At 47.2% G+C, this 25850-nt stretch carries 23 protein-coding genes; 14 read left to right on the forward strand and 9 right to left on the reverse strand.

Annotated features, from left to right (window positions below; all coding sequences use genetic code 11):
- Positions 1 to 5: 5 nt before the first annotated feature.
- Positions 6 to 602 carry a Uma2 family endonuclease gene (locus IQ257_RS14250; RefSeq protein ID WP_193876738.1) on the forward strand — a complete coding sequence of 199 codons (597 nt, stop codon included), beginning with the start codon at positions 6 to 8 and terminating at the stop codon, positions 600 to 602.
- Positions 603 to 933: 331 nt separating this feature from the next.
- On the opposite strand, the gene IQ257_RS14255 is transcribed toward IQ257_RS14250, so the two are convergent.
- Positions 934 to 1923 carry an N-acetylmuramoyl-L-alanine amidase-like domain-containing protein gene (locus IQ257_RS14255; protein WP_193876740.1) on the reverse strand — a complete coding sequence of 330 codons (990 nt, stop codon included), beginning with the start codon at positions 1921 to 1923 and terminating at the stop codon, positions 934 to 936.
- A gap of 279 nt (positions 1924 to 2202) precedes the next feature.
- Here IQ257_RS14255 and tpiA point away from each other — a divergent pair, with 279 nt between their 5' ends.
- On the forward strand, positions 2203 to 2928 hold the full coding sequence (gene tpiA, locus IQ257_RS14260) for a triose-phosphate isomerase (protein ID WP_193876742.1): 726 nt from the start codon (positions 2203 to 2205) through the stop codon (positions 2926 to 2928).
- A 36-nt stretch (positions 2929 to 2964) separates the two neighbouring features.
- Positions 2965 to 3813: a dihydropteroate synthase gene (gene folP / locus IQ257_RS14265; protein ID WP_193876744.1), complete on the forward strand. Its 849-nt coding sequence runs from the start codon at positions 2965 to 2967 to the stop codon at positions 3811 to 3813.
- Positions 3814 to 3824: 11 nt separating this feature from the next.
- Here the strand turns inward: folP and IQ257_RS14270 are convergent, their stop codons facing one another.
- Entirely contained in the window at positions 3825 to 4706 is an 882-nt protein-coding gene (locus IQ257_RS14270; protein WP_193876746.1) for an SPFH domain-containing protein, read from the reverse strand.
- 373 nt (positions 4707 to 5079) lie between these two features.
- On the opposite strand from IQ257_RS14270, the gene IQ257_RS14275 reads away from it, so the two are divergent.
- From IQ257_RS14275 to IQ257_RS14290, 4 genes are all read left to right on the forward strand, one after another.
- On the forward strand, positions 5080 to 5964 hold the full coding sequence (locus tag IQ257_RS14275; protein ID WP_193876748.1) for a mechanosensitive ion channel family protein: 885 nt from the start codon (positions 5080 to 5082) through the stop codon (positions 5962 to 5964).
- 96 nt (positions 5965 to 6060) lie between these two features.
- A complete protein-coding gene (locus IQ257_RS14280) occupies positions 6061 to 6675 on the forward strand; it encodes a pseudouridine synthase (RefSeq protein WP_193876750.1) in 615 nt (204 codons plus the stop codon).
- A 151-nt stretch (positions 6676 to 6826) separates the two neighbouring features.
- Positions 6827 to 8998: a serine/threonine phosphatase gene (locus tag IQ257_RS14285; protein WP_193876752.1), complete on the forward strand. Its 2172-nt coding sequence runs from the start codon at positions 6827 to 6829 to the stop codon at positions 8996 to 8998.
- Positions 8999 to 9054: 56 nt separating this feature from the next.
- The gene (locus IQ257_RS14290; RefSeq protein ID WP_193933076.1) at positions 9055 to 10278 is read left to right on the forward strand and encodes a protein kinase domain-containing protein; all 1224 of its coding nucleotides are present in this window, start codon (positions 9055 to 9057) and stop codon (positions 10276 to 10278) included.
- Positions 10279 to 10413: 135 nt separating this feature from the next.
- Here IQ257_RS14290 and IQ257_RS14295 read toward each other — a convergent pair whose 3' ends face one another.
- Both IQ257_RS14295 and cimA read right to left on the reverse strand, forming a co-directional pair.
- A complete protein-coding gene (locus tag IQ257_RS14295) occupies positions 10414 to 10632 on the reverse strand; it encodes a DUF4327 family protein (RefSeq protein WP_193882175.1) in 219 nt (72 codons plus the stop codon).
- Between the two features lie 406 nt (positions 10633 to 11038).
- Positions 11039 to 12685, reverse strand: a complete 1647-nt coding sequence (cimA, locus tag IQ257_RS14300) for a citramalate synthase (protein ID WP_228060707.1) — start codon at positions 12683 to 12685, stop codon at positions 11039 to 11041.
- A gap of 82 nt (positions 12686 to 12767) precedes the next feature.
- Here cimA and IQ257_RS14305 point away from each other — a divergent pair, with 82 nt between their 5' ends.
- The 3 genes from IQ257_RS14305 to IQ257_RS14315 all read left to right on the forward strand — a co-directional run bounded on the left by IQ257_RS14305 (position 12768) and on the right by IQ257_RS14315 (position 14597).
- Positions 12768 to 13136 (forward strand): 2Fe-2S iron-sulfur cluster-binding protein, encoded by a 369-nt coding sequence (locus tag IQ257_RS14305; protein ID WP_193882181.1) that lies wholly within the window; start codon positions 12768 to 12770, stop codon positions 13134 to 13136.
- A 112-nt stretch (positions 13137 to 13248) separates the two neighbouring features.
- On the forward strand, positions 13249 to 13836 hold the full coding sequence (locus IQ257_RS14310) for a hypothetical protein (RefSeq protein ID WP_228060708.1): 588 nt from the start codon (positions 13249 to 13251) through the stop codon (positions 13834 to 13836).
- Positions 13794 to 14597: an ATP-binding cassette domain-containing protein gene (locus tag IQ257_RS14315; RefSeq protein ID WP_322744336.1), complete on the forward strand. Its 804-nt coding sequence runs from the start codon at positions 13794 to 13796 to the stop codon at positions 14595 to 14597. Before IQ257_RS14310 ends, IQ257_RS14315 begins: the two co-directional genes overlap by 43 nt.
- Before the next feature lie 316 nt (positions 14598 to 14913).
- Here the strand turns inward: IQ257_RS14315 and IQ257_RS14320 are convergent, their stop codons facing one another.
- Positions 14914 to 15687: a response regulator transcription factor gene (locus tag IQ257_RS14320; RefSeq protein ID WP_193880433.1), complete on the reverse strand. Its 774-nt coding sequence runs from the start codon at positions 15685 to 15687 to the stop codon at positions 14914 to 14916.
- Between the two features lie 207 nt (positions 15688 to 15894).
- Here IQ257_RS14320 and IQ257_RS14325 point away from each other — a divergent pair, with 207 nt between their 5' ends.
- Positions 15895 to 16752: a DUF928 domain-containing protein gene (locus IQ257_RS14325; protein ID WP_193880436.1), complete on the forward strand. Its 858-nt coding sequence runs from the start codon at positions 15895 to 15897 to the stop codon at positions 16750 to 16752.
- Between the two features lie 64 nt (positions 16753 to 16816).
- The gene (locus tag IQ257_RS14330) at positions 16817 to 19054 is read left to right on the forward strand and encodes a CHASE2 domain-containing protein (RefSeq protein ID WP_193880439.1); all 2238 of its coding nucleotides are present in this window, start codon (positions 16817 to 16819) and stop codon (positions 19052 to 19054) included.
- Between the two features lie 30 nt (positions 19055 to 19084).
- On the opposite strand, the gene IQ257_RS14335 is transcribed toward IQ257_RS14330, so the two are convergent.
- Both IQ257_RS14335 and IQ257_RS14340 read right to left on the reverse strand, forming a co-directional pair.
- Positions 19085 to 19243: a YqaE/Pmp3 family membrane protein gene (locus IQ257_RS14335; RefSeq protein ID WP_193880442.1), complete on the reverse strand. Its 159-nt coding sequence runs from the start codon at positions 19241 to 19243 to the stop codon at positions 19085 to 19087.
- Between the two features lie 156 nt (positions 19244 to 19399).
- Entirely contained in the window at positions 19400 to 20335 is a 936-nt protein-coding gene (locus IQ257_RS14340) for a pentapeptide repeat-containing protein (protein ID WP_193880445.1), read from the reverse strand.
- A gap of 636 nt (positions 20336 to 20971) precedes the next feature.
- Here IQ257_RS14340 and IQ257_RS14345 point away from each other — a divergent pair.
- Both IQ257_RS14345 and IQ257_RS14350 read left to right on the forward strand, forming a co-directional pair.
- Positions 20972 to 23464: a PhoD-like phosphatase gene (locus IQ257_RS14345; protein WP_193880448.1), complete on the forward strand. Its 2493-nt coding sequence runs from the start codon at positions 20972 to 20974 to the stop codon at positions 23462 to 23464.
- A gap of 9 nt (positions 23465 to 23473) precedes the next feature.
- Positions 23474 to 24388, forward strand: a complete 915-nt coding sequence (locus IQ257_RS14350; RefSeq protein WP_193880452.1) for a YihY/virulence factor BrkB family protein — start codon at positions 23474 to 23476, stop codon at positions 24386 to 24388.
- A 202-nt stretch (positions 24389 to 24590) separates the two neighbouring features.
- Here IQ257_RS14350 and IQ257_RS14355 read toward each other — a convergent pair whose 3' ends face one another.
- Together IQ257_RS14355 and IQ257_RS14360 are read right to left on the reverse strand one after the other, a co-directional pair.
- Positions 24591 to 25010: a peptidylprolyl isomerase gene (locus IQ257_RS14355; protein WP_193880455.1), complete on the reverse strand. Its 420-nt coding sequence runs from the start codon at positions 25008 to 25010 to the stop codon at positions 24591 to 24593.
- 57 nt (positions 25011 to 25067) lie between these two features.
- A complete protein-coding gene (locus tag IQ257_RS14360; RefSeq protein WP_193880458.1) occupies positions 25068 to 25694 on the reverse strand; it encodes a TenA family transcriptional regulator in 627 nt (208 codons plus the stop codon).
- Positions 25695 to 25850: the final 156 nt, after the last annotated feature.

Below are 25850 nucleotides of genomic sequence, written 5' to 3' on the forward strand. Positions count from 1 at the left end.
CTCTTATGACCACGGCAACGATAGCAACACCCAAAAAAGAAGAACCCCTCCTGTTTGAGGGATTGACTTGGAGAGAGTTCAAAGCAGTTGAGCAATTGTTAGACCGTCCAGGATATCGGCTTTCCTTCCTAGATGGAGTACTAGAGATACGACGAATGCCAGGAGAACCCCACCAAACAATAAAGGAAAGGATCGGTGCATTGGTGGAATTGTACTTGCTCATGGCAGGGTTTGACTTCACCCCAACTGGCTCAATGACCTTGGAAAGTGAAGCGGGTGCTGTCAAGCGAGAGGCGGATGAATCCTATAAACTTGCCCCTGGTCGAGTGCATCCCGATCTGGCGATCGAAGTGGTGTTTACCAGTGGCGGCATTAACAAACTGGAGGCATACAAGCGGCTGAAGATTCCTGAAGTGTGGTTCTGGGAAGACGGAGTGTTAGAGATTTATCACCTGCGGGGAGAGGGCAACACTCTTGACTACGAAAAGATTTCCAGTAGTAAGGAAATCAAAGGGATCGATGTGGATTTATTGTTACGTTGCATCAATATGGTGAATCACGTTGATGCCATCAAGACTTTTCAACAGGCGCTCCCGAAATAGCTGACGAGCTAGCGATCGCAGTACAACCAAAGCGAGGATATTCCAAATCTCTATTGTGTAGGAGCCGGAACCCATCCAGGAGCGGGATTACCAGGGGTGATGAGTTCCGGGAAGATAGTGGCAGAGATGATTGGTAGGGCAGATAGTTAAGTGATGAGAACTCATTCATCCGTCACCTTTCCTCCAATCGTCTTAATCTGACTTCGCTTACTTTCCTGCCCATTGGAGTTATAGCAGTAGACACATCGCTTAGGACAAACAAACCCTGGTAGAGACGTTGTATGCAACGTCTCTACTAAATTCATAAATGTCCTAAACACCTTGGCGGTTGCTATATCTGGCGCGGGTCAACAGGTCGAGCGACTAAAATCCCGATCGCATTTCTAACGTTTCCCACATACCCCTGTAAATCCCGTGCAATTGTCACTTCCCCAGCAGGTGAAGCGTGAATAAAACCTATATTACCGTCCGGTTGACGATAAACTAGCCCAGTGTGGGTGACATCCAAACCTGCAATATTTGTAGCAACGCCAATAATATCTCCGGGTTGCAGTTGACTGTAGACGCGGCGAATCTGGTTGGTGGGAATGTAATCAACCGTTAAACCCTCAAGTTCGGCTTCCATCTCGACAATACATTGATAATTAGCATCATCGTTGGCAAGCTGAGGGTAACTCTGCCGATGATTACTCATAAAATTGAGTGTTTTTTTCAGGGGAACCCCTTCTAATTCCGGCGCAATATTTTTTACAGTCCCCCGTTTCTGATTATCCTGAACCCAAGCTGAGAAATAGTGTAATCGACTGCAATACCCATCGATTTCCCCATTCTCATAACGCTGGTCACGAAGGCGATCGCTAAACGTATCATAGGAATAATCTTGCACTGCTACACCCCGCGCGATCGCTAGGACAGTTTCGATAAACAGCACGCAGTCAAATCCCTTAAGCGTCACAACCAGACTTTCTGCCTTGGATTGGTCTAGCAAACCTGCCTTGTAGGGTGTACCCAGAAACCTTTGCGCGAGATCTTGTATCATCTCCCCCATTGGCAAATCGTGCAAGTTTTGGTCAATTGCCTCCTGCATGACTTGCTGGAAACGTTCCATCTCGTCAATTGAGGTAGCAACGGATGGGGTAACGGATGTAACCGATAAGGAATTTCTTTGTTTCTCTTCCTTTTCGGAAGTGACACTGGCAAGTTCAACCGCAGCATCAGATACAGAGACGGGTTGATTGACCTTGGCTTGAGAGGCAAAATGTAACGTGACAGTGCCTGCGATCGCTAATCCGACTGCTACTAGCCCAAAAATCTTTCTCATTGGTGACGTATCCTTCAACCAGCTCGCGGCAGCGACTACTCATTGCAAATCACAGCATATCTCATCAGGAAATCAACACAAATGGATAGGTAGGCTTGACAAAATACACTCCCCACTCCCTATTCCCCTCATTTTCAAATTAAGCGATCGCTAAAACATTGCCTCAGCAGCGGTTAGAACTGACATTGCTGAAGAAAATTCCTCAACTCATGCAATAAACCGTCCCTTAAGGCTTTAAACTAAAGAGTGCATTAGGTTTGAGATAGTTTGTATTGAGCTGTGCGGAAAATAGTCATTGCCGGTAACTGGAAAATGTACAAAACTCGAAGGGAATCCTCTGAGTTTTTACAAGGATTTATTTCTGAACTGGAGCAGACTCCCCAAGAGCGGGAAGTCGTGCTGTGCGTTCCCTTTACAGCCTTGAGCGCGATGTCCCAAAATCTGCACAACAGCCGCGTGCAGCTCGGGGCTCAGAATATTCACTGGGCAGACGAAGGTGCCTATACGGGTGAAATTGCCGGTGTCATGCTCACAGAACTTGGCGTGCGTTACGTCATTGTTGGTCACAGCGAACGCCGTCAATACTTTGGTGAAACGGATGAAACGGTTAACCAGCGGTTGTTAGCGGCTCAACGTCACGGTTTGATTCCCATCCTTTGCGTGGGCGAAACCAAGCAACAGCGGGATGCGAAGGAAACTGAATTGGTGATTATCAATCAGTTGAAAAAAGACCTGGTAGACGTTGATCTGAGTAACTTAGTGATTGCCTACGAACCTATCTGGGCAATTGGCACGGGGGATACCTGTGAAGCATCCGAAGCCAATCGTGTTATTGGCTTGATTCGGGCGCAACTGGACAATTCTAACGTCTCGATTCAATACGGCGGTTCTGTTAAGCCCAACAACATTGATGAAATTATGGCTCAACCAGAGATTGATGGTGCTTTGGTAGGAGGGGCTAGCTTGGAACCTGCTAGTTTTGCGCGGATTGCCAATTATCAATAAGGTGTCATTGGTCATTCGTCAAAGGATAAAGGACAAATGACCAATGACAAACAACAATTAACTATCCGGGGACGTTCTTTCAACTGGGGAGAGCGAACCTATCTAATGGGTGTCTTGAACGTAACGCCAGATAGCTTTAGCGATGGCGGCGAATTTAATGAACCTGCGGCTGCTTTAGCCCATGCCCAGCTTTTGGTAGAAGCAGGTGTCGATATTATTGATATTGGTGGTCAATCAACACGACCGGGTGCCGAGCAGATCTCTGTTGAAGAGGAACTTGAGCGAGTGCTGTCGGTGCTAAAGGCGATTCGCTCGGTTGTGTCAGTGCCAATTTCTGTAGATACGACGAGGGCATTTGTTGCCCAGGAAACCGTAGCAGCAGGTGCAGATTTTGTCAATGACATTTCGGGTGGTATGTTTGACCCGGATATGCTGTCAATCGTTGCCCAATTGGGTGTGCCGATAGTGTTAATGCATAGCCGGGGAACTCCCCAAACAATGCAAAATCTGACGGATTATCAAGACCTAATCGGCGAAATTTATGAATTTTTAGAGCGTCAAATTACGGCTGCTGTTCAAGCAGGCATTGAGCGATCGCATTTAATGATCGATCCAGGCATTGGTTTTGCCAAAACTGCCGAGCAAAACTTAGAAATTATACGGCAACTTTCTGCCTTTGATTCCCTAGGCGTACCCCTTGTAGTCGGGGTATCTCGGAAGAGTTTTATTGGTCGTATCCTCAACCAACCGGAACCCAAACGCCGAGTCTGGGGTACGGCTGCCGCTTGCTGCGGAGCGATCGCTACTGGAGCCGACATCCTCCGAGTTCATGATGTTCTGGAAATGCAGGATGTCTGTCGGGTTGCTGATGCTATCTGGCGTTAGGGAAGTTAAATTTACTGTTCTGGAGGTTTAATCGAGTCTGGAGGTTTAATCGAGCCATTGCCTTTGCGATCAATAGGGGTGTCCGTGTCTCCTCCTAGCAAATCAGTCATCGCTTCTGTCAATGCCTTCGGGTCCATGAAGACGACTTTAGAATTGGGGCTTTCCCCCAATTTCTGATTGGCATCTACATATTGTTGAGCGATTAGGTATTGCAGAACTTCCCGGCTATTGGATTGCCCTTGGATTGCTTTTGAGATAATCTCAATGGACTTGACGCTACCTTCTGCCCTAGCGATGGTTGCTTCACGCTCACCTTCTGCCTCAAAAATTGCCGCTTGTTTCTCGCTCTCAGCCGCTCGCTCCTTCTCTAAAGAATCCAAAACTGTCTGGGGGGGTTTAATTTCCTGCACTTCCACTCGAATCACCTCTATCCCCCAACTGTCTGCAGCTTCTTGTAGGTAAACCGATAGATTTTGATTAATACCGGTTCTAGAGGAATAGGTCTGATCTAAGTCCAATTCGCCTATCTCAGAGCGTAAGGTTGTCGTGACCAAATTTTTAATTGCTTCCTCCACGTCTTCAACATCGTAGTAGGCTTTATACAGTTCTTTGATTCTCCAGAACACTACGGCATCGACTATTACGGAAATATTGTCTTTCGTGATTGCCTGCTGGGGTTCAATGTCCAAAACCTGTTCACGAGTTGTCTCTTCGACTGCAATCCGGTCCAGAAACGGCACAATAAAATTAAGACCGGGATCGAGTTGCCGATGGTATTTGCCCAAACGTTCTACAAGGGCTTTGGTTCCCTGGTTGACGACTTTGGTCGAACCGACGCTGTAGCCCACGATCACTAAAATCATTGGGGCAAGGATAGACAGAAGGGTATCCATAGGTTTGCTGGTGTTATCTAGGAGGTTAATTAATGAATTGGCGTAGCGGGTTGAATTTTCTGGAGATCATTTTACGATAGCGTTACAGGAAACACCTGTCTAGGGCTATGACCTTGACAGATCGATAATAATATGTTTGTACAAAATTGGGCTACCCCACAGCCGCACTGTCTGTTTGAGAGCTTGGTCTTTGTTACTTAATCAATGTACTCTCAGACGGAAGAGGGATAAAGAGGGAGAAACCCCACTATTAAGTTATGTCTTTCTCGCTGCCTCCCCCAAAGGTTTACTTAAAGCTTGGAGCTTGAAGCCTTTCAAGTCAATACTTGGCTCGGTTCTCTAAACGTTCATCCTGAATCTGCGCGTCTTTGTTGTGAATAGTCTGCTCAAAAAAATTCAATCCAGCTTCCTAGAGCTAGTTGGGTCAGCCATTGAGATACTGCCAGGACTTATTGGCGGACTGATCGTTTTGCTGTTGACCTACTATATTGCGAGGTTAGCCGAGCAATTTACTAGCAAAGTTGCGACACGTACAATCCGCAGCCAATCCCTGCAACTGCTCCTGGCAAGAACCAGTTATATAGGCGCTTGGGTCGTGGGAATTCTAACCGCCAGTGTTTTGGCTTTTCCCGGTTTGCGCTTGGGCGACTTGATTGCTGCTTTAGGATTAGGTTCCGTTGCCATTGGCTTTGCATTTCAAGACATCTTCAAAAACTTCCTAGCTGGTGTACTGCTGCTATTGCAGGAGCCATTTCGCATCAATGATCAGGTGATTATTGAAGAGTATGAAGGAACGGTGGAGCAAATCGACATTCGCACCACCCAAATTCGTACCTACCAGGGCGAACGGGTACTTTTACCCAATTCCACCGTATTTACGAGTGCGGTACAAGTCAGAACGGCTTACGGGCGTCGGCGGACTGACTTGGGAGTAGGTGTGGATTACAATACATCTCTGCCCGATACCGCACAACTGTTGAAAATGACAATTGCTGAGGTGGAGGGCGTCTTGTCTGAACCCGCACCAGAAATTGATTTGGTCAGCTTTGGCGATAGCTCCATCGATTTTGTCGTGCGATACTGGACATTACCAGAGCAAAAAAAGGTGCGCCAGGTTCAAACGAGAGCCATTATTGCGATCAAACAAGCCTTTGATCGTGCAGACATCAATATTCCTTACCCCATTCGCACGCTTTACTTTTACGACCAGCAACAGTTCGATGATTACCTTCCTCCCTCTGGGGATAGTGGCTCATGAAGGATGAAGGATGAAGAATGAAGGATGAAAAGAGTAAGCAGGTGAGTCAATACCTCCAGTGTTAAGCTTTCATAATTCATAATTCATAATTCAAAGGTGTACCAATACCTCTTGTTTTACAAACCTTACAACGTCTTAAGCCAATTCACCGATAAAGAGTCCACTAAAATTGAAGGAAGTAGTGATGCCTCCTTAAAACGAGGCACGCTCAAAGATTACATCTCGGTGTCCTCGGTTTACCCAGTCGGACGCCTCGACCGGGATAGTGAAGGGTTGCTGCTATTGACCAACAACGGACGATTGCAGCACCGGCTTTCCGCTCCACGGTTTCGACATCCCCGCACTTACTGGGTACAGGTTGAGCGCATTCCGAATGAAGCTGCCCTGAACCAATTGCGCCGTGGTGTGGTCATTCAAAATTACCGTACCCAGCCCGCTTTGGTGCAGCGATTGGCTACTCCCCCTTCCCTACCCCCCCGCGAACCACCAGTGCGCTTTCGGAAAAGGGTGCCTACTACTTGGTTGGAGTTGACGTTAACGGAGGGACGAAACCGACAGATACGACGGATGACGGCGGCTGTGGGGTTTCCTACCTTGCGACTCGTGCGGAGCGCGATCGCTCACCTGAGTATAGATGGTTTAGAACCCGGTCAGTGGCGTGACTTGACGCCGGTCGAACTGGAACTTCTACTATCAGCTATGACACGCTAAAGCTAGTCACACAACAGCTACGAGCTTGCCAAACAGGTTTACGGTGAACAAAAAAGGGCTGCAACCTGCAATTCCGACATGGCAAACTAGAGGGCAGCTAGCTCCTATACCAAACCTTAGAAACCCGGATAAGAATTGAGGAAGTTCCATTATGTTAATTTGTCCCCAGTGTCAGTTTGAAAACCCCAATACCAATAAGTTTTGTCAGCGATGCGGAACTTCCTTGACCCATAAAACCTGTCATGAGTGCGGCGCTCAAGTACTGATTAATGCCAAGACTTGTCACAAATGTGATTCTTTTGTGGGAACCGTTTGGTGGGCAATTATTTATCCTGAGTCAGATTTTATCTCTTCAACAGCCCCTTGGGAACCTCCTCAAGAGGTATCAAAGTTAGTCACCAACGATGTGACTACAGTTAATAACTCCCAACAGCAAGCCCCCGTGGTGGCACAGAGCGAACTTCCTTCTGTGCAGGCGCTAGAACCAGAAGCCGTTTCAGAACGTCTAGGTCTTGAACCCGATAATTCAGATGTGGCTCAGTCCTCACCCCTAGTTAAGGAAACCCCTGAGGAATTGTCAATAGGAACAGAGGGCGCTGAAAGTCAGGAAACTGTAGCATCTTCTGCCTCTCCCATTTCCAACCCTCCAGAAACTGCCTCTCAAACCTCAACGGCTGTCTATTTAGATCCTCAGCAACGGTATCAACTGCTAGAACCCCTGACTGACGAAAAGATAGCGGCTAGTCGAGGTGGTTGTATAGCCGTGCGGGTGTTAGACTGCCAGCCCTTTCAAAAATCCCTTTTAGAAGCACTGATAGAGCAACAAGAAGGTGATCCGAATCTCCAACCTCCAAACATCCTGGGAATACCAGCAGTCGCTCAACCTTATTTAGCTCTGAAGGAATCTCACTATCCAACCATACCCAGCATTCACGATGCATGGCAGCAGGATGGCAAGGCAATTGTGCTGCTAGAAGACCGTTCTGAGTGGGAGCTGCTGAGTGAGGTATGGGGCAACCAAGGGTTGCCGACGTTGCAGATTTTATACTGGCTCGATGAGATGGCAAGACTCTGGCAGGGGCTAGAACCTTGGCACTGCTGTCAGAGTTTATTAGAACTGGTGAACCTGCGAGTGGATGAAGACCAGGTGTTGGGTTTAATATGCCTCTATCAAGATTCCGAAAACCAACAGTCAACTCTAAAGGATTTGGGACAACTGTGGCGGATGTTATTTAATAATTCCCAACGAACACAACTCAACTCTTTGGGAGTTATTTTCCGCCAGTTGTCTACTGGGGAGATGGAAACCGTTGAAGAACTGCGCTCCCAGTTGGAAGCACTCGCTCACGCTGAAGAAATGTCTAAGGCTCAAGAGGTAGCGCCTACCCTCGAAGAAATGTCTGTCTCCCCCTCTTTAGAAATCGATACGTTTTCGACGCAAGAAGATAACTCGAACAGCTACGACGACGGCGGACCGACGGTAGTACTGCCAATGCAATTACTGAGCCTTGATGATGTGGGTTCTACCCATATCGGTTATCAACGGGATCATAATGAAGACTGCTATGGCATCCAGACATGGCTTAATAAGCAGGAAAATCCTACAGGTCGAACCTTAGAAGCTCGGGGTCTCTACATTCTCTGTGACGGTATGGGAGGACACGCGGCTGGAGAAGTTGCCAGTTCGATGGCAGTGGAAACTATCAAGCAATACTTTCGACAGACTTGGCAAGACCAATTGCCGATAGAAGAGAGTATCCGTTCGGCTGTGCGTGTCACCAACCAAACCATTTACGATGTCAACCAACAAAATGCTCGCTCGGGAAGCGGTCGCATGGGAACAACCCTAGCAATGATGTTAATTCAGGATACCAATGCCGCGATCGCCCATGTGGGAGATAGTCGCATTTATCGCCTGACTCGTAAAGGGGGATTAGAGCAACTCTCGATCGATCATAAAGTTGGTCAGCGAGAAATTAAACGAGGGGTGGAACCTGATATCGCTTACTCCCGTGCCGATGCCAACCAACTCACTCAAGCCTTGGGTCCGCGTGGCGAAAAGTTCGTCAAGCCTGACGTATTATTTTTAGAACTGAATGAAGATACCTTATTCATTCTATGCTCCGACGGTCTTTCAGATAACGATCTGATCGAAAATCACTGGCAAACCCACCTAGCTCCTTTACTCAGTTCTCGCTCCAACTTAGAGCAGGGTGTCCTTCAGTTAATCGAACTTGCTAACGAGCATAACGGTCACGATAACATTACCGCTATACTCATCCGAGTCAAGGTACGACCCAACTTTCAACAGCAGCTTTGGTAAGGTTTGTCCTTTGTAAAAATCAATGACCAATCACCAATGATTAATGATTAATGACAATGGTCACGCTGACCCTTTTACATCCGCAGGCATCCACTCAACTACAGCAGTGGAATTTCACCCGCCAATCCACCATTCGCATTGGTCGCTCTCCTGATAATGATGTGATTTTGAACGACCCCTTAGTTTCTAGGCATCACCTAGAACTGAGAGTAATGCCTGCCAAATCCGGTCATTTGTGGCAACTCATCAATCAGGGAACCAACGGCACTTTCCTCAACGGCATTTTAGTGTCGCGGGAAGTGGTTCCCAATGATGCTCTGATCCAACTGGCACGAGACGGACCGATGCTGAAATTTCAAATGCAGGCGATTCCCCCTATTGCGCCAGTGCAGCTTCCTCCACCCCCCCAGGCAACGTCCTGTTCCCATGAGGGCAATCCTCCGGGAAATTTGTTTTGCATTCACTGCGGTCAACCCTTAGTGCCAATCCAGCACGTTATTCGCCATTACCAGGTATTGCGTACCTTGGGGCAGGGGGGGATGGGAACTACCTATTTGGCTTGGGACAAAACTGGCAAACTCAAGGGACACCCTAGTTTACTAGTACTTAAGGAAATGAACGCTGACATGGCGCAAATTTCCAAAGCCCAAGAACTTTTTGAGCGAGAGGCGCGTACCCTCAAAGGGTTGAATCATGGAGGAATTCCCGAGTATTACGATTTTTTTGTGGAAGACGGCAAGAAATACTTGGCAATGCAGCTTATCCACGGTCAGGATTTGGAACAGCGGGTTCTAATGGCTGGTCCGGTTGCTCCAACACAGGCAATTGAGTGGATGATGCAAACCTGTGACATTTTAGACTACATCCACTCCTGTGACCCACCACTGATTCATCGGGATATTAAACCCGCGAATTTAATGATGCGCTATCGGGATAACCATATTGTCGTCTTGGATTTTGGTGCGGTTAAGGAGATCGGTACAACGCCCGGAACCCGCATTGGTGCGGAAGGATATAGCGCCCCTGAGCAAGACAGAGGCACCCCTGTCACTCAATCTGACCTCTACGCGATCGGTTCGACTCTCATTTTTTTGCTGACGGGTATCGCCCCCCTCAAGTTTTATCGCCGAATCGGATCGGGATATGGGTTTGATGTGGCAAAGTCTCCCACGATTACGCCCCAGTTACGGGATGTCATTGAGCGGGTTTGCCAGCCGAAAATTAGCGATCGCTACCAAACAGCTCAAGAACTCTCCCAAGCCTTAGCCGCTTGCTTATAGGCGTTGACAAGGGGCAATGGACGAATCCAAGTGGTAGAAAAAAGTAACCACCTCTTGTCAGGCACGGGAGCAGGGGAACTCTTGAGCGGGTCAGTTTTGTCTGCCAGCCTGCACTAGTCCCTGCTCCCTAGTCCTTTATTCTTCATCCCACGCTTCTACCGCCAGTAATTCATGAATTGGGTCTTGCATGGTGAAGCCAAATTCCTGGAGTTCTTTTTTCCAGAAAGACCATTCATCCCCATAGAGTAGGGCAATCTTCCAAATGCTATCACCAGTTTTAATAATTTTTGATTCCACTAGTGAACGCACCTGACGCTGCAACTTCACCATTGGGTGAGTAACTTGCTGAGTCATACTTTCAATTTTGCTGAAATAACTTTTGTGAATACTTGAACCAAAATGCTTCCAGAGTTTTTGGATTGCGCCGATCCGTAGAGTTCTGCACGGCATGGAAGCAGTTATCTATTCTTGTAGCGCATTAGAGGGGATTTATGCAAGTCAATTTCTGTAAATGTACGGAAATCACTACAATTATTTCCAAAATGCCCCCAGGAATTCTCCAAAATTGCCTCGATTGGTAAACGCTCTAAACCGAACAAGCGGGGCTTTACCGGAAGACTAATAAGAATTTGTGGATCGATTAAGAATTTTACTTCAGAAAAATCAATGATTTACCCCGACTCTTTTCTATCGTGAATATTTTTACTAAATAGGGGCTGATACCCCTCTAATCAGCAGAGACAAGAAAATCACTAGACTCTCAAGACGTTACGGCTGTCTGCACTGAAGATTCTAACAGCAGACCGTATTCTATCCCCTCAACCACAGCTTGATAGGAGGCTCCCAAGATATTTGTCGAAACCCCTACCGTTGTCCAACGTTGCTTACCGTTACTTGATTCTACAAGGACACGAGTTTTGGCAGATGTTCCAGCAGTACCATCCAGAATCCGTACTTTATAGTCAGTCAGGTAAAAAGCCGCAATTTCTGGGTAGAATCTAACCAGCGCTTTCCGTAAGGCAGCATCTAAAGCAGATACCGGTCCATTCCCTTCTGCGACTTCCAAGATATCCTCGCCCTTAACCACCGCTTTAATCGTCGCCAGGGCGTTACTATAGGGTGTCCCCGTCCCTTGCAGCATATCGCAGTGAACTTGAAAGCCTTTTAGTTCAAAGGGCTGCTGCCGTTGTCCCAAGGCATCACGCATCAGTAAGTCAAAACTAGCTTCCGCTGCTTCAAATTGATACCCTTCATTTTCCAAATCTTTAAGGCGTCCCAATATTTGGCGACAGGTGGGGTCTTGTTTATTAAGCTCGTGTCCGAAACTACGGGCTTTTGCCAGAACATTACTTAGTCCAGACTGGTCGGAAATTACAATTCGGCGTTGGTTGCCGACCTGTTCGGGCTCGATGTGTTCATAGGTGAGGGGGTTGCGCTCAACCGCTGAGACATGGATGCCACCTTTGTGAGCAAATGCCGAACGACCCACAAACGCCGCATGATCATCGGGGGCAAGATTGACGACTTCACTAATGAAGCGACTAGTGGGGCTTAGTCTTGCCAGTTGGTCATTCTGGATACAGTTATAACCCAGTTTGAGCTGCAAGTTGGGAATCAGTGAACAAAGGTTTGCATTACCGCAGCGTTCGCCGTAGCCGTTTATTGTGCCTTGTACCATGCGAAGACCCTCTGTCACCCCGATGAGAGCGTTGGCAACGGCTGTGTCAGAGTCGTTGTGAGTGTGAATGCCTAACGGTGGAATGGGGGATTGGTTGAATGGTTCCTGATTTTCCCTGCCCATTGCTTGAACTACATCTCGCACGATTTGACCCACCTCATTAGGCAGGGTGCCACCGTTGGTATCGCATAAAACTAGCCATTGCGCCCCGGCATCTTTTGCTGTCATAAGAGTTTTGAGAGCGTAGTCAGGATTGTTTTTGTAGCCGTCAAACCAATGTTCTGCATCGTAAATGACCTGACGCCCCTGACTGCGGAGGTACTCAATGGTGTCTTGAATCATGGCTAAGTTTTCGTCTAGGGTAGTGTTGAGTCCTTCGGTAACGTGGAGATCCCAAGACTTGCCGAAGATCGTCACCCAGTGAGTGCCTGCTGCCAAAATTGCTTGTAGCATCGGGTCATCTGCTGCGGCTCTATTGGGGCGTCGAGTCGAGCAAAATGCCACAACTTCGGCTTGGCTGAGGGGTTCTTCTTTGAGTCGCCAGAAAAATTGCACGTCTTTGGGATTCGCTCCGGGCCATCCGCCCTCAATAAAGGGAATTCCTAACTGGTCGAGTTGTCTGGCAATTTTTAACTTATCGTCTAGTGACAGGGAGAGTCCTTCACGCTGGGAACCGTCCCGCAGCGTCGTGTCGTAAATCCAGATTTGGTTTGATGCTTGCACGGTCATAGTAGGGGAATGTTTGAGTTAATCGTAAAGAAATGTAAACTAATAGAAAGAAAGTAACCGAAACGAGTTGAGTGAATTGCTAATGCCTAAAGTAACAGCTCAGGGAAAAACCTTTGAATGTCATCCTGGCAGTAATCTACGCAAAGTTTTACTCAAGCATGGTGTAGAGCTTTACAACGGTAATGCCAAAATTATCAACTGTATGGGCATCGGTAGCTGTGGCACCTGTGCCGTTGAGCTAGAGGGGGAGGTTTCAGCACCCAACTGGAAGGATAACGCTAGGCGATCGCTCCCGCCCCATTCTCCCACAGCTAATCGTCGTTTAGCTTGTCAGACTAAGGTTTTAGGGGATGTTCGTGTTACCAAATATGACGGGTTTTGGGGACAAGGAGAGCAAACCGTCTGGACACCAGAAAAACAAAGGAATGATTGGGTGGAAATGGAAAAGTAAGAGTGTCTGGGCTAGAAAATCCTGTTTCGATTAGCTATAAAGACCCTCAACGGGTCAATTTATTTATCCCCTATTCGATGTTTATTGAAGTATAAAGAAAACGTGACTTACTATGGTAATAAATCTGCAACCGATGCGTGAACTGGGACTATCCAATCAATCGGTCTTTCACATTTCTCCGCTCATTCGTATTACCTTGATGGCGCTGTATCTGGCGTTAACCATTCCCTTACCGTTTTTAGCCCAAGTCTCCTCGGCTCCTGTACCATCAGTAGGGCTGTGGATAGGAATTGGCTTAGGATTACTGGTACTGTATGGAGCATTGAGCGAACGGGTAATTGTGGATGAGGAAAAAATTCAGGTTGCCTATCCTCGCTGGATGCCAACCTTCTTGCGCAAGGGCTGGGATTTACCTTGGGCGGATGTAAAGGATTTGAAAATGCGCACGACTGGACAGGGAGGGCTGGTTTACTATTTTGTGAGTCAGTCGTCCCAAAAGGCTTACTTATTGCCGATGCGAGTCGTGGGGTTTGCCCGGTTAGTGAAGAGGGTAGAAATTCATACAGGAATTGATACCACCGATATTCGTCCGTTGGCACAGCCTTGGATGTACCTTATTTTGTTAGGATTTACACTGCTGTTGTTGCTTGCTGATGGGTGGACAATTTGGACGGCTTTAACTCAGGGGTTGATCGCATAACTTCCACTGCTCCCCAACTCCAACTCAAGCAAGTTAGCCTGGTAACTTCAGCGAGAGGCGCAATCCCAGCCTCACCGATACTGACAGATATTTCTTTTGATGTTTTCAGAGGCGATCGCCTTTGCTTAATTGGTTCCTCTGGTGCTGGCAAAACGTCTCTGTTGCGGTTGCTGAATCGGTTGAGCGAATCGACAAGTGGCACGATTTATTTAGAAAATCAGGATATTCGGCAAATTCCGGTACTACAGTTGCGGCGGCAAGTGATGCTTGTGCCGCAGGAACCGAAGCTTTTGGGAATGACGGTTCGGGAGGCGTTAGCTTACCCCTTGGTGTTGCAGCAGCTACCCAAAAATGCGATCGCTCAACGGCTCACAACTTATCGGGAACTACTACACATCCCCGCAGACTGGCTTGAACGCACGGAGTTACAGCTTTCGGTGGGACAACGGCAATTAGTAGCGATCGCTCGTGCCTTGGTAATTGAACCGAAAATCGTAGTACTGGATGAACCAACCTCTGCTCTAGATGCTGGCATCGCGTCCTATGTTCTTGGTGTTTTAGCTGACTTGGCAGTTCAAGATAAGATAACGGTTCTAATGGTAAATCATCAGTTAGATATGGCTCAGGTGTTTAGTACAAGGGTGTTGTATTTGCAGGAGGGGCGGCTTCTTCAGGACACTTCAGCGAACCAGATTGACTGGAAACAATTGCGAGAACGGTTAGTACAAGCCGAAGCTCAAGCTGCTCGAGAGTGGCTTTGATGGTGGGGGAGATGGGGGAGATGGGGGGACAAGGAGACAAGGCGATTTTTGAGTGTTATTTTTCTCCTCTGCTCCTCTGCTCCTCTGCTCCTCTGCTCCTCTGCTCCTCTGCTCCTCTGCTCCTCTGCTCCTCTGCTCCTCCGCTCCTCTGCTCCTCTGCTCCTCTGCTCCTCCGCTCCTCTGCTCCTCTGCTCCTCCGCTCCTCTGCTCCTCTGCTCCTCTGCTCCTCTGCTCCTCTGCTCCTCTGCTCCTCCGCTCCTCTGCTCCTCCGCTCCTCTGCTCCTCCGCTCCTCTGCTCCCCTGCTCCCCCGCTCCCCTACGGGGATTGTTGAGCCATTAAGGGTACGGAATGGTTATTATTTTCTTCGGGAGTGATCAGTCCTTCTACTCTTGTATGATTCCCTTGCCACCCCTCTGGATTGAATTGATAGCCGACATTGCGAACCGTTTGAATCAAACTGGGTTGCCGGGGGTCGGTTTCGAGTTTTTTGCGTAGGGATAGAACGTGGGTGTCAATGGTGCGAGGGTTGTCAATGGCATCGGGCCAAGCGCGGCGCAGGAGTTCAGAACGACTCAAGGGTAGTCCCTCCGCTTGCGCTAGCACGTAGAGTAAACTAAATTCTTGAGGGGTCAAATCGATAAATTCATCTTTCAAGCAAACCCGACGCTGCACTAGATCGATCTTAAGGTCGCCATATTCCAGCACCATGGGGGCGGTAGTCACCCGAACGCGCCGGATCAGCGCCTCAACTCGCGCCATAAACTCTTGCATACCAAAAGGCTTGGTTAGGTAATCATCAGCCCCAGCGTTGAGTCCTTGAACAATGTCAATTTCTCGATTGCGGGCAGACAACATCAAGATCAGTGACTGTCGCTGCTGTTGGAGCCAGCGGCAGAATTCTATACCATCGCCATCGGGTAAGTCTGAGTCAAGGATGACGACAGTCGGTTGACGGTTGTAGAACGTGTCTCGCGCTTGGTGGAGCGTGGCGGATTGGTAGACCCAATGATCCGCCTGTTGTAAATGCCACCCCAGGAGCGATCGCAGATGAGGATTGCCCTCAATAATCTGAACACAAACAGATCCCACGGCACCTCACTTCCTCGTTAGCCGTTGCATCTCAAAGTAACAGAGCTAATGTCAAGATTTTGTAACACATGCTACCCCAGCGTGGATTCAGTAATCATTATTTCGTCCGGTTCCCGATAGAATATGCCTTGTTGCATAGGTATTAATAAGCAAGAGATATAGAGTAGTGAAATATATAACCGACTAAATCTTGAGATTTTTATAAAAATGCAGAGGTTTTTGTTAGCTGTTACCAACTCAGGGACAATTGCTACCCTGTCAGCAATCCTATCTCTAGAATTAGCGATCGCGCCAGGATTCTCAACAACAAGGCAATCGCCTCAGTTTACGGGGGGTGTCGAGCCAATCGAGCGGGATAAGTTCTCTTCTGAAAGACACAGGAGAAGAATCAATCAGAATTGGCAATTGAGTCAAGTTTTCCGCCCCCCCGACCGAGGCGCACCGCCGCGAACAGAAGATGCCGGAACCCGTGGAGGACTTGACAACTCATTGCGGCAACAACCTTTAACACTCTTAATCCCAGACTTGAATCCCGAAGAAACGAACTTTGGCTTGACCGTTTCCGAACATCCTACCTTTTTTGCCTACATTCCTCGTTCGCGAGCCAAGACAGGAGAGTTTATTCTCCTGGATGAAAATAATCAGCTTGTTTACTCGACGAGTTTCCCTATGCCAGCACAGCCTGGTATTGCGAGTATTAGTCTGCCACCGACTGCCTCACCCCCCCTAGAAATTGGCAAGTGGTACAAGTGGTATTTAATCGTACCGGGCAATTCGGATGAATGGAGTAACAATGACATTAGTAATGCAGGATGGATTCAGCGAATCGAACCTGGGGAAGCTCTGGAAAATCAGCTCCAAGACGCAACCCCAGGGAATATTCCAGGCTTGTATGCCGAGGCGGGAATCTGGCACGATGCTTTAGCGAGTTTGGTTGATTTGCGCCGTATCTATCCGTCTGACACGTCCCTAGCAAAAGACTGGGAAGACTTGTTCACTTCCTCCGGACTCGCAGCATTTAGCCAAGAAAGATTGGTTGATTGTTGTGAGGTAGAGGAGCGGTAAAACATTATTGGTCATTATTTCTCGTGTTACCAATGACGACCAATGACTAATAACTACTAACCTTATGTGGGCAACGCTAAAAAAGCTGGTTTGGGAATGGCGCGGGGTATTGATTACAGCCCCTAGTGTGACCGGATTAATTATTGCCCTACGCTTTGCCGGATTGTTACAACTATTGGAGTGGGCTGCTTTTGATCAATTGTTTCGCCTCCGTCCTTCAGAACCTGTCGATCCGCGTATTGTTATTGTCGGATTAACGGAAGCAGATATCCAAAAACTTGGGCAGGCAATTTTATCGGATGCTACTCTGGCTGAGGTTATTGAAAAAATTAAACAGCAGCAACCCAGAGCCGTTGGTTTAGATATCTATCGAGATTTGCCAGAGGAACCGGGACACGATCAGCTTGTTCACGTTTTTAACTCGACACCGAATTTAATTGGTATTCGTAAAGTCGTTGGCAATGATGGTGATGCGCCGATTAAGCCACCCCCCGTACTGAAAAAATTGGGTCAGGTGGGGGCAAATGATGTCATCTTGGATGCAGATAGCAAATTGCGTCGGAGTTTTTTGTACCTAACGGCTGAGGATGGGGAAATTGTCCCCAGTTTAGGACTGAGATTAGCTGAAATCTATCTTCAGGCAGAGGGCATTACTGCCAAATCATCAGTAGTAAACCCCAACTACTTGCAATTGGGTCAAGGGGTCTTTGTGCCGTTTGAAAAAAATGATGGGGGTTATGTTCGTGCTAATGCCCAAGGATATCAGATTTTGTTGAACTACAAGGAACCACCCAGTAGCTTTCGCACTGTATCGATTTTAGAGGTTCTAGAGGATAAAGTACCGCCCAATTTGATGCGTAACCGCATTGTACTCATTGGAGCGATCGCTCAAAGTAAAAAGGATTTATTTCTTACGCCTTACAGCAGCAGGCTGATTGGTATCCCCGAAAAAACAGCGGGTGTAGAAATTCAAGCTCATCTTACCCATCAAATTATCAGTGCGGCACTGTCAGGACGACCTCTGATTAAAACCTGGCTTGAACCTTTGGAGTGGCTGTGGATTTTGGTATGGTCTGTGGTGGCGGCGACGTTGAGTTGGAAATGGCGGTATATAGCTGGGATAGCGAAGTTTTCGCTCAGAACAACCGTTGGAATTGGATTAGTAGTTGCCAGTCTCTTTTGCGTCTGTTATCTGGCGTTTTTGGGGGGGTGGTGGATTCCTTTGGTGCCGCCCACGTTGGCGATTGGGGGTTCAGCCATTGCAATTGCCAGTTATCTTGCCCGTACAGCAACCGATATTCGCCAAATTTTCAGCCGCTATCTTACGGATGAAGTCGTCGCTATGCTGCTGGAAACTCCTGAAGGATTGAAATTAGGGGGTGAACGGCGGAAAGTGACGATTTTGATTTCGGATTTGAGGGGCTTTTCAGCGCTATCGGAACGCTTGCCACCGGAAACAGTGGTTGAGTTGTTAAATATCTATCTAGGCACGATGACTGATGTTATTACTCAGTATCAAGGAACGATTGATGAGTTTATTGGCGATGCCATTTTAGTACTGTTTGGTGCGCCAGTCCAACGAGATGATGATGCAAAAAGGGCAATTGCTTGTGGAGTTGCCATGCAACTTGCAACCGCTTCGGTTAACGAACAATTGGAACGGCTAGATTTACCTCCCGTTCAACTGGGAATTGGCATCAATACGGGTGAAGTGGTGGTTGGTAACATTGGCTCTAAGAAACGCGCTAAGTATGCTGTCGTTGGTAGCCCCATTAACCTTACTTCTCGCATCGAGTCCTATACTGTAGGCGGTCAGATTTTCATTTCCGAATCGACCCGAGAAGAGGTGGGTGATATCATTCACATTCAGCAGCAAAAATTGGTACAACCTAAAGGATTTGAGCAGCAAATTCCAATTTTTGAAGTCAAAGGAATTGGCGGAAATTATAACTTAGTTTTGGATAATCCAGATGATGTGTTACTACCCCTAGCAGAGGAAATCCCAATCCAGTATACCGTTGTTCACGGAAAGCATATTGGCGAAAATCTCTTTCAGGGGAGTTTAGTCAAGCTGTCAGCCCATGGAGCCGAAGTACAATCAGATTGTATTGTGGAACCCTGGAGTAATATTAAGATTAATTTACTCAAGCCGGGGAATAAAACAGAGGCGCTGTATGCCAAGGTAACTGGAAAACCAGCCAAGAGCGATCGCTGTTTTTACGTTTGTTTTACTTCCGTTTCTCCTGACGTTGAAGCGCTCTTCGCTGCTATCTTAATCTCAGCAAATAGAGCGAGGAAATAGGGTGTAGATTTCTTTATTTTTTTAGATACTCTATCGTCGAGCAATTATCCAAACTGCATGAATAATACCGGGAATATAGCCGAGGAGAGTGAGAAGGATATTCACCCAAAATTGAGTTCCTATTCCCACCTGTAAGAACACGCCTAGTGGGGGCAAAACAATTGCACAGAGAATCCGAACTAAATCCATAAAATTAGTCTCCTTATTTTTAATTAATGATTTTTTGAGACGACCAACGCTATACAATATAATTAATTTCGCTCACTTGGCATCTATCCCAAGGTAGAATTTTTAGCAAGGAAGTTCAGAGGAGCAACATCTGACTCTACTTGATTTCAACAGTATTTAAGGCAAAACGGTGCGTTTTAGTTTAGCTTTTCGGAAGTTGGTATTGTTGATCATTGCTCCAGTGAAATCAGCATCCGTCAAATCAGCTCTGTAAAAACTCGTTTTACCGACATTCGCTATACGAAAAACAAATTGCCGAATCAGACCATATCGTTCGTTGTTAATCAGAAGACGCCAACCCAGGTAAGCCGCCAGCAACATTACTACTAAGGCTCCTGCAAAGGTTGCAGCCAAAGGGATGGCGTCGTCTCCCGCAAAAATACCACCGACTTTGAAAAATCCAGGCACTATGGCAGTAGCAACGCAGGAGCCAACAAAAGCACCAGCGATGGCAACTGCAAACGCACTCAATCTAGCGACAACTACAGCCATGGCTCCCACCACTGCCACTGTTATCGCCACCACTACCGTTCCCACACCTGCAACCACCAGAATAACGGCAATCGCAAACGCTATGGCAGCGAGGGTGAACGCTTCCATAAACATAAAAATCATCCTGAAAGCAACGGCAATAGCAACGGCGACTAAAACTATAGCTCCGACAGCAATTAAACCTCTCTTGAGGGTAAATATTAACAACAGGATGAAGGCGATTAATACGGCTATACCCGAAATGAATTGGGCTAGGCTACTACCGCGAAACATTGCCAAGACAAAAAAACTAGCGAATCCGGCAAATACCCCAGATAAGCCGGAAATTAGCCACGCTTCAATCACCAAAAGCGCTATCCAATAACCTTTTACTCCTGCCTTCGCCCTACAAAACTTGGCTTCTCTTAACGTTGCACGGTTAAAGTTAGCTCCTCGGATATCGGTGTCGCTAAAGTCAGCCCCTGTCAAGTCTTCTCCGGTGAACCATTGACCCGCTAAATTTTCTCCCCGGAAATTTCTTCTGCCATTAACATAGAGCTTCAAAACCTCTTTCGCTTTCACTTTTTACCTCATATTACCCAAGTAAATTCAGCGTTTTAGGAATTTTTTATCCAAAGTACCATTGTGTACAACCTTTTATCGTAACTGAGATTACTCCTGTCCAATCTCACGACTTTGGGCATAGTCCAAGGGGGATAGACGCAAGAAGCGCAGCAACTTCTACCTATTGATAGATTTACAAACGTCTCAAAAAAATAAATGATGCTATAGTCTGTCCTTTGTTACACCTGAATGAAAAAGCGAGTAGGTTAAGTGAACTCCCAGCTAATCAGTTCACTGTTTGACGCTCAGTGTTAGATAGTCAAGGTTCATTATGAACTGTTAACGACTAACTCTCAGCCATTAACAGTCAACACCAATATTTTTGATTCAAAACTCACTTAACCTGCTTATTCTTTCACCGACTGCCTTTTCCGAACATAGTCTTTAGAGGAGCAATCCAAGCCTTTACCCCTTGTCGTAGGGGTTGAGTGGCTTGGACAGAAACTTTTTTGGTAAGGTTCTAGATGTTGATAGTTCTAGGGTCAATTCAGCGATTAACCATAAACTCCGAACAAACAAACGATTAACTCTCAATCGTGACGAGCGTTTGACCCAGTCCGAGCCACAAATATCACCCGTTCCCAAGCAGTATAAATGCCCCCGATTGATGCCTATAGCGAATTTCCCCAACGATTTGAGCATCTGCCGCTAATCTTGGCAGGTCCGATCTTGCGGCGTACCGACCCGGATGCAGTAACCGTGTGGGTAGCGCTGAAAGCGGCTCGCTCAGTGAGACTCAGCGTTTATTCTACTGTAAACGGTCAGGGGAGACATATTGATCGCAAACAGATGGAAGGGTCACGTACCACCGTACAGGTGGGCAAACATCTACATATTGTGGCGGTGACAGCTACGTTAAGCGATCGCTCCCCACTCGAACCTGCACAAATTTACGCCTACGATTTGGACTTTGGGAATGGGGATGAGACGCTGAACGATGCCCTTAACTCCAGAGGTTTTTTTCCCTTCGTCACCCTCAGCTATTTAGAACACAATCTACCCACCTTCGCGATGCCGCCGGATGACTTAAATCACCTGCGGATTATTCACGGTTCCTGTCGAAAACCTCACGGTATGGGACGAGATGCACTGCCCCTCATCGATCGCTTGATCGAACAATTTGCCGATCAACCCAATACCAGACCCCACCAGCTTTTCTTAACGGGCGACCAAATTTATAGTGACGATGTGGCTGATCCGTTGTTGGGGGCATTGTGCGATGTGGGAACTACCCTATTGGGTTGGGAAGAGGCACTACCCTACAAACAAGAACCCGCCGGGAATTATCAGTACCAAAAAATCAGCGACTGGAAACCGGGACAGCGTACTGACATTGCCCGATATTATGCCGGTTTGACAGCGATGCTGGACGATCAACCCCAACGGGCGAAAAGCCACCTTTTCGGCTTCAGTGAATATTGTGCCATGTACTTGTTCAGTTGGTCGCCGGTGCTTTTGCCCCCTCGTTTTCCCAAAGGGACAACCATCAGAAAAGACCCCAAACAAGCATCTTTATGGGATGAAGAAGCGCAGGCTATCCGGGGTTTTGCGAGCGAACTGTGGCACGTTAGGCGAGGAATGGCAAATGTACCCACGTATACCATCTGTGACGATCACGACATCAGCGATGACTGGTATCTGAATCGGGAGTGGTGCAACCGCGTTTTGGGCAAACCCTTAGGCAGACGGATAGTGCAGAACGGACTGCTGGCGTATGCTCTGTTTCAGGGGTGGGGAAATACTCCTGAACAGTTCACAGAGGGACAACCGGGAGAAAAACTCTTACAGGCTCTCCAGCAATGGTCGGTATCAGGGGGTACAGATGAGTCTGCCTGGGATGAGATGGGCAAGTATCTAGGACTTCCTCCCATGGAAGCAAAAACAGGACTGCCGAAGCTGAAACAGGATGGTGAGGTTTTAATTCTGGATCGAGACTATTCTGATGGCACCTCAGCTCTAAACTGGCACTATAGCGTTAGGAGTTTTAAACACGAAGTGCTCGTGCTGGATACGCGCACTTGGCGTGGTTATCCGGTGGGGGAAGAGGGCGCGATCGCTCCCCCGATGCTTCTGAGTCCCACAGCCTTTGAGCAGCAGATTCAAAACCCCCTGGAACTGACCGATCGACTCAATCAAGCGGGTACATCGAGCATCGAAGCCACTCTAGTTGTTTTGCCCACCAATTTAGTCAGCCTGTCCTTTGTCGATATTGCGCAACGATGGGATTGGCAGCAGGGTAAGGTTTTTGATCATGATGTGGGGGATTCGTGGAACTTTCACGAGGTAGCGTTTACTCAACTGCTAGAGACACTTTGCCAACGACGCGATCGCATCGTGATTCTGACAGGAGATATTCACTATGGGTGTGCCGTTCGCCTCAATTACTGGTTTCATACCCGTAATAGTGCCACTCAACCCAACTCAACCTACTCCTATCGGGCATCCGTACTGGTACAGCTCACCTCCAGTTCTTTCAAAAATTCTGAACTGAAGACTTATGTGGCGCATACCAAAGCTAAATCCCTAGTACTCGAACAACCCGAATATTGGGCAGGATGGCAGCACCCCCCGCAACTGGTAGAAATTGTCACCACCCCCAGCCAAGTCAGAGTTATTGATGTTGAAGTCCCCGACAGCCGCCCGTTTTGGCAGCAAATCCACTCTCTGCGAGGAAATTGGGACGTGGCTTGGCAAATCGCCCTAAAAGACGAGCGATCGCTACCCGATTGGCGGTATCGGATTGAGTGGATCAAGCGCGAAAAATCCCAGCCAGTGCCTGGGATAAAACGGCGGCTAGAGCTGGAATCACCTCAGGAGCAATCGGCGAAATGGCGACGGGTTTTAGCGGATTCCTTATTGAGGTTGTGGCGAAATCGGTGGTGGCAAGAAGGTGAAGAAATCGTAGGACGCAATAACTTCAGTGTGGTGCGGTTTCAATGGTCGCCCCATGATAATGCTAAAGCCGTGATTCAGGAAATTTACTGGCATCCCCCTTGGCGTCCTACCCATGTTGTCAAAAGCCGTTATTTTGTTCCACTACAACTGGATTCGCCACCCCCGTTACCTAAAATTCTAAGTTCAAAATAAGAGAAAACAATGAAACCAAAGGTTATTGTCGAATTGCTCAAAGAAACATTTGGAGAATGGCAAGAAGATAAAGCCTCACGCTTGGCAGCATCCCTAGCCTATTACACCGTTTTTTCCCTCGCGCCTTTACTCATTATTGCGATCGCGATCGTGGGGGCAATTTTTGGGGAAGAAGCCGCTAAAGGTGAAATTGTCGGACAAATCCAAGGATTAGTTGGCAATGAGGGCGCACAAGCTATTGAAGCAGCCATTAAAAATGCGAATCAGCCAAATGTTAGTAGTGTAGCCTCTCTGATTAGTGTTTTCGTTTTGCTATTTGGTGCCTCTGGAGTCTTTGCTCAACTTCAAGATGCACTCAATACTATCTGGGAAGTACGAGTTAAGCCGGGACGGGGCATCAAGGGCTTTATAAAGAAACGGCTATTATCCTTTGGAGCGGTGCTGGGTATCGGTTTTTTATTGCTCGTTTCTCTAGTTTTGAGTGCTGTGCTATCAGCACTATCACATATGATGAGCGGTTTAATTCCTGGTGCAGAATGGCTCTGGCAAATCCTCAATTTTGTTATTTCCTTTGGGGTGGTTACGCTGCTATTTGCGATGATGTACAAGTTCTTGCCCGATGTTAAAATTGCTTGGGATGATGTCTGGATTGGAGCTATTATTACTGCCTTACTATTTACCGTCGGCAAGTTTGCCCTCGGTTTTTACTTAGGGCAAGGGAGTTTTGGTTCAACTTACGGTGCGGCGGGTTCATTAGTAATTATTTTGGCGTGGGTTTATTACTCGGCTCAAATACTCTTTTTCGGTGCCGAATTCACTCAGGTTTACGCGAGGAGATACGGATCAAAAATTGAGCCAGATGAGAACGCCGAACCCATCCCCGAAGCAGCTAGAGCCAAGCAAGGGATGTCTCGAAGGCGGTAACATCGAATAACTTAGTTCGTAGTCAGCACTGAGTGTGCTAGGAGTGCTAAACCACTGACTACAAACCCTTTACCTGAGTGAGAGGCTGCTTCAACTAAAAAAACAATGAAGAAGTCACAGAAATTCAGAAGCCTAATATTTTTATTCTGAACTCCTGAACTCCTGAACTTCTAAATTCTGAACGTCTTGGTTCAAAATTAAATTACGGCTCTATTTTGACTGAAAGAATTTTATCCCCTTTACGGATAGCATTGACAACATCCATATTCTCAGTTTTACCAAAAACGGTATGTACTCCATCTAAATGGGCTTGGGGAGAATGGCAAATGAAAAATTGACTACCACCCGTATCGCGCCCTGCATGAGCCATTGATAAACTCCCTGCCTCATGCTTGTTTTTGTTAATTTCACACTTAATCGTGTAGCCAGGTCCTCCTGTACCTGTACCCTGAGGACAGCCCCCTTGGATCATAAAATTGGAGATAACTCGGTGAAAGCTTAGTCCGTCGTAAAACCCTTTTTCGCTCAAGTCAACAAAATTTTTCACCGTATTCGGGGCATCTTTATCAAATAACTCCAGATTGATTGTCCCCTTATCGGTTTCCATAATGGCGTGAGTCATGATTTTTCCTTACTCCTAAAATAAATCCCAGTTTTTGGGAGTGGCAAGAGAGCTTCCCTATTGTGCCGCATTAAAAGCCATTTGCCAAAAATTTTTCTCCAGGCTTGCCACCTTCAAAAAGGCGTCTTCGGCTTGTTTTTTAACCGTTTTTGGCACCGTTTGCAATACCTCATTGGCTTGAGATTCCAAACATTTCACATAGTCTGTAAAACTTGGATTGCCCCAACGGTCTGCAAACTCATTGTAAGGTTCAAGCATCTGACCTGGCAATTGCCAACCTTGATTGTATGCCAGTTCAATTGTCCAAAAAGCAGTCGCTTGAACGGGATAGGGCATTGCCCCAAGACTGTGCATGAAATCGCAGTATTCAGCGCAGGTTGATTGTTTTTGGGTGCCGAGATCGAGCTGTCGATTCGCTGCTTTTTCCTTAAACCAATTCAGTTCGTCTTTCAGGGCGCTCAATCCACTCAGAATAACATCAAAATGTTCTGGAGGTGCAGATGCCAACAGTCGTCCCGCCATCCGCGTGAATTCTAAAACGAATAGATAATCTTGCACCAGCCAGGTATTGAATTGTTCAGGCTTAATTGTTCCTGATTTACACTGTTCCAGGAAAGGATGCACCGTCGCTTCCTGCCATACTTGCTCGTGATTTTGCAGAAGTTGTTGACAGGTTAAACTCATCGTAAATTATAGGAATTAGGGGTTCGGAAACGGGAGATATTTCACCTGCCATGGACAGCTCATGTTGCCTGTCCTACGGAATAATTGATTTTTTGAAGTTCCCTTACGCAGTCAGATAATTCTACTCAACTGAGGTAAAAACCGCTATCACTCTTG

Origin of the sequence: Coleofasciculus sp. LEGE 07092, assembly GCF_015207375.1 — a bacterium.
Classification (GTDB): Bacteria; Cyanobacteriota; Cyanobacteriia; order Cyanobacteriales; family Coleofasciculaceae; genus LEGE-07092.

Coding starts and splice junctions, on each gene's coding strand:
- IQ257_RS14255 (WP_193876740.1), bottom strand. CDS start 1,923: ATGAGAAAGATTTTTGGGCTAGTAGCAGTCGGATTAGCGATCGCAGGC.
- IQ257_RS14285 (WP_193876752.1), top strand. CDS start 6,827: ATGTTAATTTGTCCCCAGTGTCAGTTTGAAAACCCCAATACCAATAAG.
- IQ257_RS14360 (WP_193880458.1), bottom strand. CDS start 25,694: ATGAGTTTAACCTGTCAACAACTTCTGCAAAATCACGAGCAAGTATGG.
- IQ257_RS14305 (WP_193882181.1), top strand. CDS start 12,768: ATGCCTAAAGTAACAGCTCAGGGAAAAACCTTTGAATGTCATCCTGGC.
- IQ257_RS14345 (WP_193880448.1), top strand. CDS start 20,972: ATGCCCCCGATTGATGCCTATAGCGAATTTCCCCAACGATTTGAGCAT.
- IQ257_RS14295 (WP_193882175.1), bottom strand. CDS start 10,632: ATGACTCAGCAAGTTACTCACCCAATGGTGAAGTTGCAGCGTCAGGTG.
- IQ257_RS14355 (WP_193880455.1), bottom strand. CDS start 25,010: ATGACTCACGCCATTATGGAAACCGATAAGGGGACAATCAATCTGGAG.
- IQ257_RS14250 (WP_193876738.1), top strand. CDS start 6: ATGACCACGGCAACGATAGCAACACCCAAAAAAGAAGAACCCCTCCTG.
- folP (WP_193876744.1), top strand. CDS start 2,965: ATGACCAATGACAAACAACAATTAACTATCCGGGGACGTTCTTTCAAC.
- IQ257_RS14310 (WP_228060708.1), top strand. CDS start 13,249: ATGGTAATAAATCTGCAACCGATGCGTGAACTGGGACTATCCAATCAA.
- IQ257_RS14270 (WP_193876746.1), bottom strand. CDS start 4,706: ATGGATACCCTTCTGTCTATCCTTGCCCCAATGATTTTAGTGATCGTG.
- IQ257_RS14335 (WP_193880442.1), bottom strand. CDS start 19,243: ATGGATTTAGTTCGGATTCTCTGTGCAATTGTTTTGCCCCCACTAGGC.
- IQ257_RS14325 (WP_193880436.1), top strand. CDS start 15,895: ATGCAGAGGTTTTTGTTAGCTGTTACCAACTCAGGGACAATTGCTACC.
- IQ257_RS14350 (WP_193880452.1), top strand. CDS start 23,474: ATGAAACCAAAGGTTATTGTCGAATTGCTCAAAGAAACATTTGGAGAA.
- IQ257_RS14330 (WP_193880439.1), top strand. CDS start 16,817: ATGTGGGCAACGCTAAAAAAGCTGGTTTGGGAATGGCGCGGGGTATTG.
- IQ257_RS14290 (WP_193933076.1), top strand. CDS start 9,055: ATGGTCACGCTGACCCTTTTACATCCGCAGGCATCCACTCAACTACAG.
- cimA (WP_228060707.1), bottom strand. CDS start 12,685: ATGACCGTGCAAGCATCAAACCAAATCTGGATTTACGACACGACGCTG.